We start from the raw sequence: 14,443 nt of genomic DNA, 5'->3' as shown, positions 1-14,443 counted from the left end.
GCACTTCGAGTGATGCGGCGGCACGATGTTCGATAGGTCCGAATTCTCACTTTCCAAGCGGCCGCGGATTTCCATCATTGTCCCGGTCTTCAACGTCGCGCGCTACGTGGGCCCCTGTATTGCAAGTATTCGCGCCCAGACTTTCGCCGATTTCGAAGCAATCGTCGTGGACGACGGATCGACCGACACGAGCCGCTCTGAAATCTGGGCGGCGATTGACGAAGATCCCCGCTTTCGCGTGATCACCCGCGCAAATGGTGGCCTTTCGGCAGCTCGGAACACTGGGCTGGAAAGGGTGCGCGGCGACTTCATCGCATTCGTGGACAGCGACGACCGGATTGCGCCGAACTATCTCTTCGATCTCTTCGCCGCTGTACGTAGAACCGGCGCGGATTGGGCGGCATGTGCGGTGCGCTTCTGTCTACCCGACGGGTCAACGCACGATCACACGGCGATCCATGGCGTGTCGTTTCCCGCGGCGGCAAGCCCGAGAACCAAGGTTTTCGCGCTGCGAGACTGGGGCGATGTGATCCCTCACTTCCCATCAGCATGGAACAAGCTCTACCGGCGGCGTCTTGTTGAGGGACTGCGGTTCATCGAGGGGATCTACTACGAGGATCACCCTTATTTCTATGATGTCGCCTGCCGGACGAACCGGCTGGCATATGTTCCGCAACCGCTCTACTGGCAAACCCAGGGGCGCGCGGGTCAGATCACGGCGGAGGGTTCGGACCGGGTCTTTGAGCAATTCCGAATCCTCGACGAGATCCGCTCCAGGATGACGGACGACTACCGCCCGGGCCGCAAGCCGGCATTCGCACGCATCGCGACACGATTGATCTACGAGCGCAGCCTTCCTATCGCCGATCCAGACCTCCGCGACCGGTATATCGCGGCGTGCAGCGACTATTTCCGTGACAACGGATTGGAGTTCGACGGTTCGTGGGATTCATTCATCGATCCACTGTGGGGATGGCGTATTGCCGGCCGACTTGCGTTGAGCATCGTTGTCCAGGTCCGACGCCACGAGACCGATGCGCTGATACGCACGCTCCAGGCGCTTTCGCGTCTGCCAGTTCGCGATTTCGAGACAATCGTTGTTCCCGCAGAGATGTCGACCTCAGAGCGGGACCGGATCCGCGCACTTGTGGGCACGATGCGAGATTGCAAGGTGGTCGACCGGGTCGCTCTCGCAACGGCCGGAACGAAGGCGGCCGGGCTTGTCGCGGCCAAGGGCGCCTTCGCAATGTTTCTGAACGCAGGCGACAGGGTCGCGACGCCGGGCTCACTCCGGCCACGGTTGGTGGCGCTTGCTCGTGGCGATCCCGATCCTGCTTTTGCGGAAGATGCACAGAAGACGGGCGAGGTGCCTAACCGTATATGGCGTTGGCAGGATCTTATGCACCACACCCTGCCCGACCGATTGTAGTTCAGCCCAAGTTGTGATGGGTGTTGCCCAAACCAGATAGGGAGTTCGAGCAGTGCTGCTTGGTATTGAAACGGCAGGCGGGTCCCACTGGGACTGCAAGCTGGAGTTCGACCGCTTCGATTATGCCAACGTCGCATTCTTCGACGAAGCCGGTCAGGACATCCTGCTGCACCTCTCGTTTCGCGCAGCAGAAAATTTGCTCGTGTTGAACCGCCGCGCGAACCGGGTCTGGGAGGAGGAGGCACATATCGCTTGCGACTTCTCGGCGACCGGGAGCGATCTGCGCATCGAATTCGCTGACGAAGGTGCGACCATCTTCCTCGACGACTCCCCACTTTTGTCATGGCTTTCACACCCGAGCAAAGGTCAGGTTCGCTGGTTCGATCTCTACGGCGGTGTCCGCGATGTCCGCATTCATGGTGCCTCTGGTCAAGGTCGGCATGTACACGGAGAACTGAAGCATACGCCCGCGTTCGCCCTTGCCGGGTGGGGCGTGGAGGCGGGCAACGACACGCAAGTTATCCGGATTGAAAGCGTTTCCTCACCGTGCGAGCTGCCCCAACGATACGTGACGCGCCACGACATCGCCGATGCCGCCGGCTGCCAGAATACCTCTCTCGGCGTTGTGGCCATATTGCCCGCCACAATGTGGCAAGATGTTCCGGATGGCGACACGGCGAGCTTCCAGCTTACGTGCAACGGACGGCCTTGCGCGGATCCGGTAATGTTCGATCGCGACGCGCTGGTCGATACCATCGGTGCGATAGCGGCAGACGAAGAGGCGACCGCATTCGCGCTGATCTCCTCGATTGAACATGCCACGCACGCCGGAGTGGTTTCGAGGCTGAGCGCAACCGCCAGGAAGCGGCTTGCGCAGGCCGTGGGTACTTATGGCCTTTGGGATATCCCCGCCGCAGGGGAGTTTGCCGACGCGCAGGGCGCGGCGGTTCCGGAACCCATTGAGTCGGACGTCGACGTGATGAAAGTCGAAGCAGTCCAGCGCGCGTTCGGTTCGCAACTGAGGTCCGAACCCTGCCGAAGCCCCGCCGATGTCCTGCAAGACCCGCAGATCCGAAGCGCCATTGCAAGGCTGACGACCACTCAGCAACGCCTTCTTGCACTCAGGCTCACCGACACTTTTGCGGAAGCCGACGACATGGAAGCGTTGGCCGAAATCGCCACGACCTGCGCACTCCGCGAAGAGCCTGCACCGGATGCGGCATGGGCGCGGAGCTTCCGGCTGCCATATGACCTGCTCGCCGAGGATGGCGACGCCGTTGTCGGGTTCTTCAGGTGGCTTGAGGAACGCCCCGACGATTGGGTTTCCCGGACATCAATTGCTTGGGCGATCAAGCAAATCGTCACCGCATGCCCGCTCTGCCTGGACGATTCTGACAGAGAGGCCGCCGTTCGCACCTATGTCGAGTTTGTTACCTGGCAAGCCAGGGACTATTGGCAAGCGCCGTCGTGCCTGAACACGCTCGACGCTTTCGTCACGGTGCTCTCGCACCTCGATCGCTTCTCGACGAATTTCCAGGAGTGGGCAATAGACCGGGCATGGCGGCTATTCTGGCTCTCTCCGACCTTCTGGCGCCGATGGGATACAGATTCCGGCCTCACCGCGCTTCACACCGACCCACGACTGAACGCCGCCAGAAGGGCTTTCGACGCCGCGACGACAATCGTTCTGGAGGGACCGGACGCGACGTCCGCAACTCCAATGACCGTCGCGGGTACGCCAGACGGTGAACGATTGGTCCGGGAACTGGCCGCGACCGGTTGGACAGGCGACGATTCGGCGATGATGGCGGTCCGGCAAACACATGATCTGCTTCTGCGCCGTGCCGCCCTACCTGGTCAGAACTCCCCCATCGCCGAAAATCAGGCCGAGTTGGTCGCGGAAGCAATCCGGCGCCACACACCCGATATCCTGCACAACGAATATCACCACGTTCAAACCCGTGTCGGCGCTCGCGTGGCGGCACTCCTGGAGGCGCCGTCCGAAGCTCCATACGCCGAGCGCCTTCGCGGATTGCAAGCCGATCTACATCTTCTGGCTGGACGACGCAGCAATTTCATCGGGATCGCAATTGCCCTGAACCTGACATCCGCGCTCCTGCGTTGTGAACGCAATGACGATGCCGATATCACCGGAACCTTCGCATGCGCCCTGATCGAAGCGGTCCAGGAAAACGACGCGGAGGCCCTCACTGTCAGCCCGGCCGTGCGCATGGCCGTATTTGGATTGCGCCAGACTGCACAGGTGTGCGTGTCCGACCTCGCACAGCGGATCGTGAACATCTTACCGGCCGCCGAAGCGGAGGTACCGGAACCCGCCAAGGCCGACACAGAGTCCCGCCTGCCGCGTGATGCACGATCAACCTTCTTCGACACGGTTGTCATCGTGTTCTCCTGTCGAGCATTGCTCGACAGTCGCGTCGCCGCCCAACGCGAAACGTGGCTTAGAGATCTCAAGGCGCGGGGTATTCCGTACCTGATCGCCGTTGGCGACGGCGATGGTACCGTAGAAGGCGATGTTGTGTATCTCGACGCGCCGGACAGTTACGAAGGTCTGCCGAGAAAGGTGCTTGCTGCGGTACGGTGGGTTTACGAGAACACCCCCTTCAGCCACATGCTGAAGATCGACGACGATTGCTTCCTCGATGTGGACCGGTTCTTCTTCGGTCAGAGCTACCGCAAATTCGCCTACTACGGCCGAGGCATCCAAAGGTTGGTCGGTCAGACGGATCGTGTCTGGCACGTTTCCCGATCCGGCAACGACGCCAGCGCGCCGGAGATTGACAAGTCGCCGGAACCCTCGACCTACACGGATGGCGGAACCGGATACGTGCTTAACCGCACCATAATGCAGATCTTGCTACGGAACTCCGAGACAGAGGAGGGTGCGCAACTGATCCTGACTTCGATCATGGAGGATAAGTTGATCGGGGATCTGTTATGGATGACAGGGATTCTCCCGGACTCCGAGGACTACGACTCCTGTGTGTTGCGACGCCCTCATTCTGCCGGCGTGCCAATCAGCCGTTGGATGAACGCCTTTCTTCCCGGCCCGGCAAGCCCGGCAAAGATCGCGCATCTTGACGCGGCCGCGCTTCAGGCCAAGGCGGCTGAGCACCATTCGTCAGGAAAGCTCTTTCCAAGAAAGGTCTGGCCGACTGTCGCACCGGCATTCGTAGGGTGGAACCACAATGCCCTGAGCCTCGTTGGCACCGAAGAGCGACTGCAGAAAACCAACGAGCAAGAACTCGTTGTGATCTCCGCCGCTCGCAATGAGCGCGAAATGCTTCCACTCTTTCTCCGACACTACAGGACACTTGGGGTGAAAGGGTTTCTCATCGCGGACAATTGCTCCGACGACGGCAGTCTTGAGTACCTGCATGAGCAGCCGGATGTCGCTGTCTTCTCTGTCGACAGCGATTACGCAAACTCGGAATACGGGGTCGCCTGGCAGCAGGCGCTCATGGCGAACTTTCGATTGAACCGGTGGTCCCTTGTGGCAGACGTCGACGAGTTTCTGGTGCTCGCCAACGGCGAGACGTCGCTGCCAGAGGTGGTTAGCTCCGGCGCACTGGGCAACGCGGATGCTGCGCGTGTCTTTATGCTCGACCTCTACCCGGCCGGACCGCTAGCCGAGGCAAATTTCGACGACAGCGATCCCTTTGCAGTCGCAACCCATGTGGACAGGGAGCCATTCCGGGCGGAAACGGCGTTTTCCGGCCCTTTCTCGAACGCGCGGACATGGACGAGCAACCTGCGACACCGCCTGCTCGCCAATTCGCGGCCTGACCTCTTCGTTGCCCAGAAATACGCGCTCTTGCGATATCGCCCGTGGATGCGACTGACGGCCGGACTGCATTTCTTGGCCGAGGCCGAGGTCGCACAGCGAGAGTTCATCTTCGCCCATTTCAAGTATCACGCGGGCTTTCACGAGAAGATCCGTCGAGAAATCCGCCGGAAGCAGCATTTCAATAACGCCGAGGAATACAGGCGCTATCGCGATCTGATGTCCGAGGGGCAAGACGTGCTGTTCGACCCCGATGTTTCGGTGCCGTGGCGTGAATGCGAATGGGTTCGCGAAAGGCTTAGGTGACTTGCTGCCAGAAAGGACGAGCGGCCTAGGTGTGAACCACCTGGATCTCTAGGCATCGGCGCTGGCAAGCGAGGTAACCTCGCTATGAGGACGGCTGCGCTTCCCTACAAGTCCATCCTTCACACCATGCCAGACCATCCGGTAATACGTGCGCCGGACCTCACCGTAGTGGCGTCCCGCCGACAGCCACTTCAGCAGAATTACGAGAAACGCCGGCCAGAAGAGCATACCCGCAGCAAGACGGTAGACGAGCAATCCGTTGCGTGCGGTGTAGTAGGCTTTCCAGATCGGATTGTAGAGACATGCATCGCCATTGTAGGCGCGGTTGAAATCGTGCTCGAAACGCAGGTCCGGCACGAACCCGATGCGCATTCCCGCCTTTCTTAAACCCAGCGTATAGAGCACGTCATCGCCGTAGATGAACAGGCTACCGTCTGGATAGCCGGCCTTCGCAATTGTCTCCCGCGGCAAAAACAGGCCGACGAACGAGGTTGCGTCGATCTCCTGAGGCGAGGACTCGTATGCTTCGTCTGGAATATGGAAACCGCCACGTGACCGCCCCACGAGCGACTTCAGTGCGGTCCGGAAAAAGGTCGGCATATGCCAGAACGGGTTGATGGTCGGCCGGTTCATTTCACAGATCTCGCCGTCCTTCTGGTAGACTGCGGCCGAGACAGCGTCCCACTCCGACATGTCCTGCTCCAGAAAGGTCGAAAAGCATCCGGGTTCCGGGCGCGCATCGTCGTCCATGATCACGACCCAGTCGGGATCGTCGAGTTCCATCGCCTTGCGCAGCCCCAACTCGAAGCCGCCCGCGCCGCCAAGATTACCGGGTGCCATGATGACTCGAACCCGTGGATTGTCGATGGTCCGAAGCCATTCTTTCGTGCCATCCGTCGACCCGTTGTCGATGACGATCAATCGGTCGCAGGGCTCGTCGAGAAGCCGCGCTATGGTGCGCTTGACCTGGTCGAGGCGGTTGAACGTGACCACGACAGCTGCAAGACGGGTCGGCGCATTTAGCCCCACGTCAGAAGACCGACCCACATGGGGCACGACCGAACTGTCCACAACGGAAGCCATGTCCGAAATCTCTTCGGCGCTGCGATAATGCTGGAGCACAGAATCCCCGCTCTCTGCTTCAACCGAACGATCTCGTCACCATACAAACGATGCTTCGCCAGAGGCGGAAACACCGGGAACGATTGCAGAAATGACATCCACTGCTTCGACCCCCTATGCGAATGCCTCGCAGGAATGTGTGCATTTGTCAAAAGCCAAACCACAGGAAGCTCGGCAAGAAACCGCCCGTTTATGGTTTGTATGTCACGGTCTATTGCGCGAACTGGTCGGTGATTCCCACAACAGTGCCCAACAGGCCGAAGACGGTGCGCGCAGCGTTCACCGGCGATTCTGTCACCAGCACTGTGTCCCCGGAATAGACCGGGAAGCGTCCCGCACTGAAAAGCCCGTCACCACTGGTCAGATCGACCGTGAAAACGACCCAGCTGTTGCCCGGCCCGGACCCATCACCGCGGACGGCTGAGGCAGGGTATTCCCGCAAGACCAGCACGCCCTGCGGGTTTGCCCGATTCGCTTCGAGGCCACCGATTAGAGACATGGCATCGAGCGTGGAGATTCGGTCTTCGGTGAAGTAGACGATCTCTTCCTTCCCGGTCGCCCCGAGAGCTCGGAAGAAGCGTTCATCGTCCACCAGCGCGACCTTGTCGCCGCCTTTGAGCACGGTATCCTGAGAGGGGTTTTCGACGATTGTCTGCAGCGACGTTCCATAGGTTCTACCGCTGCGGATCAGGCGTACTTGCGGATTGCGCAAGCTTTCGTCCGGTCCTCCACCCTGGCTAATGAGGCTCAGCACCGAGAAACGGCCATCGGGCAGCGGTACCGTGCCGGGCTGGTTCACGCCGCTCACCAGGCTGACCGACCCGCGGGACCCTGGTTCGACTGACAGCTGCACCTGCGCAGATGGAACAATGGCGAGCATTTCGCTTTCGATCATGCGGCGGGCGCGGTCTGGAGACAGACCGGCGACGTCGAGATACCCCAGGTAAGGAACGAAGATCTGACCGTTGTCGGTAACCCGGAGGTTGCCCACATCGACCAGTTTCTGCCCAGGCGAAGCCATGAGCGAGTTCTCTTCACTGTCCCATACAACGAGGCTGACAGTGTCGAACGGCTGAATCGTAATGTCTCTCGGACCAGCCTGGCTGGAAAGCCACCCGAAATTGCGCACATTGTCCGTCGCCGGCCAATGGGAGAGTGCCGAGAGATTGGCACGCGTCACTGCATATATCGCGAAATCCGGACTCTCATCGTCGTTGCGCGCCAGGATTTCGGATTCGACCGGCGCGCCTCGGGGAAGTGCGCAGGCGCCAAGCAGGACGAGTACGGCACAGGACCGAATCAGGTTCAGCATGAATCCCCCAGGATCATTATCACGGCGAAGGTTGGCAGAACCCGGCCCGATGGCACAGATACCGCTACGTGCGGATGGGGGTCAACCACTTGGTCGCGGAGAGAGATCCCCGACTGCCGCAGGTTTATGCGATATCGAAGATCAGGTCATTGGCCGAGAGAAGATCGAGGGTCAGCCCCCTGACCGTCACCACATCGGTATCGCTGAAGTGTAATTGCACCCCGTCAGCGACTGGCGTCGCAATCTTCTTGACCTCGCGCAGTGACGTCAGCGCCCAGTCGGAGACGTCCAATCTGTCTCGCCCATCCTGCCAATCGCGAACGACGTCACGACCGCAACCCTTACCGAAGACGAAGGTGTCGCGCCCGGATCCTCCGGCGAGCACATCGCGCCCATGGCCCCCGACCAATCGATCGTGCCCCGCATCGCCCCTTAACGTATCGCCGCCGTCGCCGCCTTTGAGCGTGTCTGCGTCCTGCCCCCCAATGAGACGGTCTGCATGTTTGTTCCCGGCAAGCAGATCGCTCCCCTTGCCGCCATAGAGCACATCCGCGCCATTGCCGCCCTCGACCCTGTCCGCGCCGCTTTCCCCGTACAACTTGTCACTCCCCGTGTGGCCACGCAGCGAATCTTTGCCAGCCTGACCTCTCAATACGTCTGCGCCAGCTCCGCCAAGGAGCGTGTCCGCGCCTTGACCGCCGAAGAGCTTGTCCCGCCCCTCTTGGCCCAGGAGTCGGTCCGCTCCGCGCAGCCCGTCGAGCCGGTCCGCGCCATCGCCACCTTCCAGCCGATTGGCGGCCTTGTTCCCTAAGATCCTGTCGTCGCCCGCACCCGAACGAAAGTTCTCGATAAGAGTGCCGGGAGCGATCGCCATATTGTCGGTGCGGCTTCCGACACTGGAGAAAGACCCTGCACGCAGGTCGACATCCTGATCTCGCCGGGTGTCAGAGAAATTGATCGTATCCACGCCGCCGTCGTCGACAATCGTAAAAGCGGTCGTTGCCCAATTGTCCTCCAGAACGTCGTAGAAATCCTTGGCGCTGGAGCCGACCCCGTAGGTCGTATTGCCGGTGCGCAACGTGCCGGTGCTGCCATACAACTCCCGGATTGCGAGAATATCGGCAATCTGGGGTGTAAGGACATAGGCCAGTGATGCGTCAAGCGCCGTATTCTCCTCTTGGGAGAAGTAGGACATCACCGTGAACTGCCAACTGTCGTTGGCGAATGTCGCGTCGGTGGAGAATTCGTTCCCATCGTTTTCAGTGGCGCCGTAGTCCGCCGGATGCCCGAGCCCAAGAGCGTGGCCGATCTCGTGGATAAAGGTTCGGAGCGAATAGGCATCGTATGTGTATTCGTCGCCTTCTATCCACGCCTTCGAGATATTGATGCGTGCCTGTTCGATCTCTCCTGTGCTCCAGGCCGTCGTTGACGTACGCGCACCGCTGCTTTCATCGTCGAATACGATGCGCGCCTTGCGATCGGACGCGGTCGAAAACCGGATTCCGGTTGCGGCAGTCCACGCTTCCAGCGCCTCTTGCACGAACCATTGGCCAGCCTTGCTCATTGCGCTGTAATCGACCGTGAGCGTCTTCTTGGACGACGCGTCCAGATCGATGTTCTGATACCAGGTGTCGCCGCCGTGACTGTTCCATGATCCATGCAGCAGGATGTCTGCGATCTTTCCCACGCTGTGGGTCGGCAGTTTGGCGCTGGATGCCGAAACCTCGCCCCCGCCCGTCCCATCGTACAAGACACTGCTGGCTAGGGGGAGATCCCCCTGCCATTCGGCAAGGGAAGTGTCGTCATCCTGAGTGCCAACGTGAAGCCAAGCGCCCGCAAAAGGATTGAATTTCGAACAGATTTCACACATCTCGCCACCGCACTGAGGAATCGATTTCCCACAGTCATTTTGCCATGTGCCGGAATCGGCACAAGTTTCGTGTTGATCGGCTGGATACGACCAGACAGGAGCGGCGAATTAGCGGTTTGATACGGGCGCAATCATGGCGCCGAAATGCGCTTTGATTTCGATTTTAGCCGATTGAGGCGCCTTCCCGGAAGTGGAAGCAGCTTCCCGGCAGTCAGGTACAGAAGGTAGAGGTCAAGCCAGACCGACCAATTGTCCCGATAGATGCGATCCAGCCGTGCCTTTCTTGGGATACAGCGTCGCACATATACCGCTTCGGTCTGCTTGGCCGACTTGCAATCGCGCAGGAGCCATTCCTCATGCGAATGGAACATCACCGTCGCCAGCCCCGTGATCCCGGTCCTGCACAACAGAACCTCGGAATAAAGGTCGGGGAACATCCTGACATAGCGCCGCGCAGGGGGACGCGGACCGACGAAAGACATGTCGCCGATCAATACGTTGAACAATTGCGGCAACTCGTCGAGCCGGGTGCGACGAAGCTTTCGCCCCAGTCGCGTGATACGGTGTTTCTTGTCACCGCCAGACACACCAACTTCCGGTCCGGACCCGTTGGACATTGTCCGGAACTTCCACGCCGTAAAACGCTTTCCCGGCGCTTTCATTCGCCTCGCTTCATAGATGACCGGTTTGCCGTCGACCAGACGGACGAGCACCCAGATCATCACCATTATCGGCAAGGCCAGCACGAGCAGCAGAAGTGACAACAGGATGTCGAAAAGGCGTTTCGCGATAGGAACACGCGAATGAACCGAATGCTCCCAGCCAGTGCCTCGCCGGCCTTGTGATATCGTATCGACGTTAACGACCAACCGCGACGTACTCCTCGAAACCGGCGGTCTTGGCGTCTTCGGCGGAATAGATATTACGCAGGTCGGCCAAGCGTGCGTGCGCCATATTACTCGCGATCCGGCCCAAGTCCAATGCGCGGAACTCGTTCCATTCGGTGAGTATGACCAATGCATCCGCATCCGCCGCCGCATCGTAGGGATCTTCCACCCATTCAACACCCGGCAGAAGCGACTCGCCCTCTCGCTTGCCCTGCGGGTCAACAACCCGGACCTTGGCTCCGCCGCCAACCAGTGCGGGAACAATCGTCAAAGCCGGCGCATCGCGCATATCGTCGGTGTTCGGCTTGAACGTTACGCCCAGAATAGCCATTCGCTTGCCATTAAAGCTGCCGTCGCAAATGTCGCGCAGCTTCTCCAGCATGCGTCGCTTGATCTCGTCATTGACCTTGATGACCGTCTCGACAATCTGCTGGGGGGCGGCGTACTCCTGCCCGATCCGCGCCAGTGCACTGGTATCCTTCGGAAAACAGGAGCCACCATAGCCTGGACCGGCATGCAGAAACTTGTTGCCGATCCTGCCGTCCAGCCCGATGCCCTTGGAGACCGACTTGACATCGGCGCCGGTGCGCTCGCAGAGCGCCGCGATCTCATTGATGAACGTGATCTTCGTGGCAAGGAACGCGTTGGCGGCATACTTGATCATTTCGGCGGACTCGAGATCCGTATAGACGATCGGGAAGTCGCGCAGGAAAAGCGGGCGGTAGATTTCGCCCATGACCTCGCGGGCACGCTCTGAGCTGACCCCCACGACGACCCGGTCAGGGCGCATGAAATCGTCGATCGCCGCGCCTTCGCGTAAGAACTCTGGGTTGGAAGCGACATCGAATTCGAGCGACGGGTTGGCCTTTGCCACGACCTCGGCCACCTTGCGGTTGGTGCCCACGGGCACCGTGGATTTGGTGACGATCACCGTTCCATCACCGACGCAGCCCGCAATCTCCTCGGCGGCGGCGAATACGTAGGTCAGATCCGCATGGCCATCGCCGCGCCGCGTGGGCGTTCCCACGGCAATGAAGACGGCATCCGCACCTTCCACGGCTTGCGACAGATCTCCGGTAAAGGACAAGCGACCCGCGGCGACATTGCGGGCCATGAGTTCATCCAATCCGGGTTCGTAAATCGGCACCTCGCCGCGTTCCAGCATTTCAATCTTGGCTGGGTTCTTGTCGACACAAACAACTTCGTGGCCAAAGTCAGAGAAGCATACGCCGGACACCAGGCCAACATAGCCGGTGCCAATCATGGCAATCTTCATCTTTACGCCTCCGTTACGCTCAATTGTGGTCACGCGAATGGGGCATTGGGATACGACTGTCAACGTGGCGACGCGTCAACGCCCTTGCGAGACGCGCCAAGCTCGCAGATTTTCCGTCGCCGTAAGGAAGTTGCAACAGATATAGCGGGAGGCGAGACGATGACCCAACCCGACGGCCCCATGATCAGACCCGTGTGCCGTGTCCTGGCACTGGCCCTCACCGTGCTCGTAGTGCTGAATGCCGAGCCTGCGGACGCAGCCCGCTCTTGCGCGCGCGCGCCGGTAAGCGGTGTGGATCAACCAGTCGACCCGAAGCGAATCGACCAGCGGCGGCTCAATGCCGCGATCCTTTCCGAGGTGAACTATCTGCGTTGCCGGAAGGGGTTGTCGCAACTTGCCGCACCGGGCAGCCTTCAGAAAGTCGCCGCCGGGCACTCGCGCTGGATGGCCAGCAAGGGGCGTCTGACCCACATGTCGGATCGGCGAGGAAAGCAAACACCAAAGGACCGCGTGGTGTCCACGGGACTGGTAAAACGCATGGGATCCGAAAACATCGCCAAAGTCTCGCTCTACCGGCTCGACGAGGTCGGACGCTTCCGAATCGACGATGCCGCGGCGTGTCGCTTCCGAACGACGAATGGCAACCGAATCGGCCCACACACCTATGGCAGCCTCGCCCGCTACGTTGCGAATCTCTGGTATAATTCATCTAAGCATCGGAAAAATCTTATGGATGGCCGCGCGCGGATGACGGGAACAGGGGCGAGTTTCGACGCTCGCGGCCGCAATTGCGGCAACATTTACCTCACACAGAACTTTGCCGGCTAAGAACATGGGCATTCGTGCAACGGTCAGTGGTCACTCAAGCACAGCTTCGCTAGGGTGGTCAGAGGAAGCTTGCCTTTCTGTGTGTTTGTGCGATGTTACCCGAGAAACGCCGGGCATGCTGCTCGGCCCTGCGCTACAGGAGTCATTGAAATGCAGAAGTTTCTGATCTCGTCCGCGATGATCGTGGCCATGGCCGCTCCGTCCCTCGCCGGCGGTTATGAAGAGCCGGTGATCGAGCCCGCTCCCTTTGTTGTCGAAGAGCCGGTTGGCAGCCTCGGCGGCTACGGTGCAGCCGCGACCCTTCTGGGCGGCGCCGCGCTGATCGCGATCCTCGCCAGCGACGACGACGACGACGACGACGACAGCACCTCGAGCTCGACCACTGGCGAATAAGCCGGTTCGCTCGACACGCGAGTTTTCGGAAAGGCCGGCCTCGGATCGAGGCCGGCCTTTTCGTTTTTCGGTCTGATCTCAGCGGACGGCGATCCGATGCAAGGAGCATTCGGAGCGAAAGGCCCGTCAGGCTGACGGGCCACATTCAGATCAGTCCCAGTTCTTTTCCTCGTACCAGCGCACGAATGCCCCCACGCCCTTGGCCAAAGGGGTTGCCGGCAATTCGCCCACGAGCGCGGTCAACAGGCGCGTATCCGCCCAGGTTGCCGGGACGTCGCCGGGCTGCATGTCCATGTAGTTTTTCGCTGCTTCGGTCCCCATCGCGGTTTCGATGGCGGCAATGAAATCGCCAAGTTCCACGGGTTGGGAAAGGCCGATATTGACTACCCGCCACGGAGCAACAGGCGAAAGGCTGTCTCCCTCGATGGCACTGTCGCGCATCTCCGGCGCGGGTGGAACAACGTCGATCAAGCGCACCACACCTTCGACGAGATCCTCAACGTAGGTGAAATCGCGCTTCATGCGTCCGTGGTTGTAAACGTCGATCGGCTTTCCTTCGCGCATCGCTTTCACGAATTTGAAGAGTGCCATGTCGGGTCGTCCCCAAGGCCCGTAGACGGTGAAGAACCGGAACATCGTGACGGGCAAGTTGAAGAGATGCGAATAGGAATGCGCCATCGCCTCATTGGATTTTTTCGTCGCCGCGTAAAACGACATCTGCGTGTCGACCTTGTCGGTCTCTGCATAGGGCATATCCGTGTTCGCCCCGTAGACGGACGAGGTGGAGGCCATCAGCATATGTGCCGGCGGATAGGCACGTGCCGCCTCCAACAATTCGAACGTCCCCATGAGATTGCTCTCGACGTAGGATCGCGGCGCCTCCAGCGAATAGCGGACACCCGCCTGCGCGGCGAGATGGACCACGACATCGGGGCGGTGTTCCGCCATCAGCTCGGTCAACCGACCGGGTTCCTCCAAACGGGCTTCAACAGTGGTGAAACTGTCTGACCCCTGTAGGATCTCCAACCGTCTCTGCTTCAGTGAAACATCGTAGTAATCGGTCATCGCATCGAACCCGATGACCCGCCAGCCGTCGGCCAACAACCGGCGGCTCAGGTGAAATCCGATAAACCCGGCGGAACCGGTGACAAGTGCCGTGCGAACCATGAAAACTCCTGCTCAAGCAACCTAATTGGTGACAGCCTTAGCAGAGCT

Annotated in this window: 10 protein-coding genes; 4 read left to right on the top strand and 6 right to left on the bottom strand. The window is 60.1% G+C overall.

All coding sequences use genetic code 11. The features are described from left to right. Positions 1–25 precede the first annotated feature (25 nt). Both ARC39_RS00720 and ARC39_RS00715 read left to right on the top strand, forming a co-directional pair. Positions 26–1,429, top strand: coding sequence for a glycosyltransferase family 2 protein (locus ARC39_RS00720; protein ID WP_068108556.1), 1,404 nt, complete (start codon positions 26–28; stop codon positions 1,427–1,429). Between the two features lie 52 nt (positions 1,430–1,481). After that, positions 1,482–5,540, top strand: coding sequence for a glycosyltransferase family 2 protein (locus tag ARC39_RS00715; protein ID WP_068108554.1), 4,059 nt, complete (start codon positions 1,482–1,484; stop codon positions 5,538–5,540). 48 nt (positions 5,541–5,588) lie between these two features. Here the strand turns inward: ARC39_RS00715 and ARC39_RS00710 are convergent, their stop codons facing one another. The 5 genes from ARC39_RS00710 to ARC39_RS00690 form a co-directional block, all read right to left on the bottom strand. Further along, positions 5,589–6,623, bottom strand: a complete 1,035-nt coding sequence (locus tag ARC39_RS00710) for a glycosyltransferase (protein ID WP_078059039.1) — start codon at positions 6,621–6,623, stop codon at positions 5,589–5,591. A gap of 250 nt (positions 6,624–6,873) precedes the next feature. Beyond that, positions 6,874–7,974: a polysaccharide biosynthesis/export family protein gene (locus ARC39_RS00705; RefSeq protein ID WP_078059004.1), complete on the bottom strand. Its 1,101-nt coding sequence runs from the start codon at positions 7,972–7,974 to the stop codon at positions 6,874–6,876. A 124-nt stretch (positions 7,975–8,098) separates the two neighbouring features. Continuing rightward, positions 8,099–9,661, bottom strand: coding sequence for a M10 family metallopeptidase C-terminal domain-containing protein (locus ARC39_RS00700; RefSeq protein WP_149866262.1), 1,563 nt, complete (start codon positions 9,659–9,661; stop codon positions 8,099–8,101). 314 nt (positions 9,662–9,975) lie between these two features. Continuing rightward, positions 9,976–10,635, bottom strand: a complete 660-nt coding sequence (locus ARC39_RS00695; protein ID WP_068109999.1) for a sugar transferase — start codon at positions 10,633–10,635, stop codon at positions 9,976–9,978. A 67-nt stretch (positions 10,636–10,702) separates the two neighbouring features. Then, the gene (locus tag ARC39_RS00690) at positions 10,703–12,007 is read right to left on the bottom strand and encodes a UDP-glucose dehydrogenase family protein (RefSeq protein WP_068108546.1); all 1,305 of its coding nucleotides are present in this window, start codon (positions 12,005–12,007) and stop codon (positions 10,703–10,705) included. 159 nt (positions 12,008–12,166) lie between these two features. Here ARC39_RS00690 and ARC39_RS00685 point away from each other — a divergent pair, with 159 nt between their 5' ends. Both ARC39_RS00685 and ARC39_RS00680 read left to right on the top strand, forming a co-directional pair. Continuing rightward, positions 12,167–12,835 (top strand): CAP domain-containing protein, encoded by a 669-nt coding sequence (locus ARC39_RS00685; protein WP_068108543.1) that lies wholly within the window; start codon positions 12,167–12,169, stop codon positions 12,833–12,835. 150 nt (positions 12,836–12,985) lie between these two features. Further along, positions 12,986–13,228, top strand: a complete 243-nt coding sequence (locus ARC39_RS00680; protein ID WP_068108531.1) for a hypothetical protein — start codon at positions 12,986–12,988, stop codon at positions 13,226–13,228. A gap of 150 nt (positions 13,229–13,378) precedes the next feature. Here ARC39_RS00680 and ARC39_RS00675 read toward each other — a convergent pair whose 3' ends face one another. Next, positions 13,379–14,395 carry an NAD-dependent epimerase/dehydratase family protein gene (locus ARC39_RS00675; RefSeq protein WP_068108527.1) on the bottom strand — a complete coding sequence of 339 codons (1,017 nt, stop codon included), beginning with the start codon at positions 14,393–14,395 and terminating at the stop codon, positions 13,379–13,381. Between the last annotated feature and the right edge of the window lie 48 nt (positions 14,396–14,443).

The organism is Tropicimonas marinistellae (genome assembly GCF_001509585.1).
GTDB lineage: Bacteria > Pseudomonadota > Alphaproteobacteria > Rhodobacterales > Rhodobacteraceae > Tropicimonas > Tropicimonas marinistellae.
The sequence above is the reverse complement of the archived record's forward strand: the minus strand, read 5'-3'. Positions and strand labels throughout refer to the sequence as shown.

Bases quoted from the DNA above. Each gene is read 5' to 3' on its own strand.
- ARC39_RS00720 (WP_068108556.1), top strand. From the start codon at position 26: ATGTTCGATAGGTCCGAATTCTCACTTTCCAAGCGGCCGCGGATTTCC.
- ARC39_RS00710 (WP_078059039.1), bottom strand. From the start codon at position 6,623: ATGGCTTCCGTTGTGGACAGTTCGGTCGTGCCCCATGTGGGTCGGTCT.
- ARC39_RS00705 (WP_078059004.1), bottom strand. From the start codon at position 7,974: ATGCTGAACCTGATTCGGTCCTGTGCCGTACTCGTCCTGCTTGGCGCC.
- ARC39_RS00690 (WP_068108546.1), bottom strand. From the start codon at position 12,007: ATGAAGATTGCCATGATTGGCACCGGCTATGTTGGCCTGGTGTCCGGC.
- ARC39_RS00685 (WP_068108543.1), top strand. From the start codon at position 12,167: ATGACCCAACCCGACGGCCCCATGATCAGACCCGTGTGCCGTGTCCTG.
- ARC39_RS00680 (WP_068108531.1), top strand. From the start codon at position 12,986: ATGCAGAAGTTTCTGATCTCGTCCGCGATGATCGTGGCCATGGCCGCT.
- ARC39_RS00675 (WP_068108527.1), bottom strand. From the start codon at position 14,395: ATGGTTCGCACGGCACTTGTCACCGGTTCCGCCGGGTTTATCGGATTT.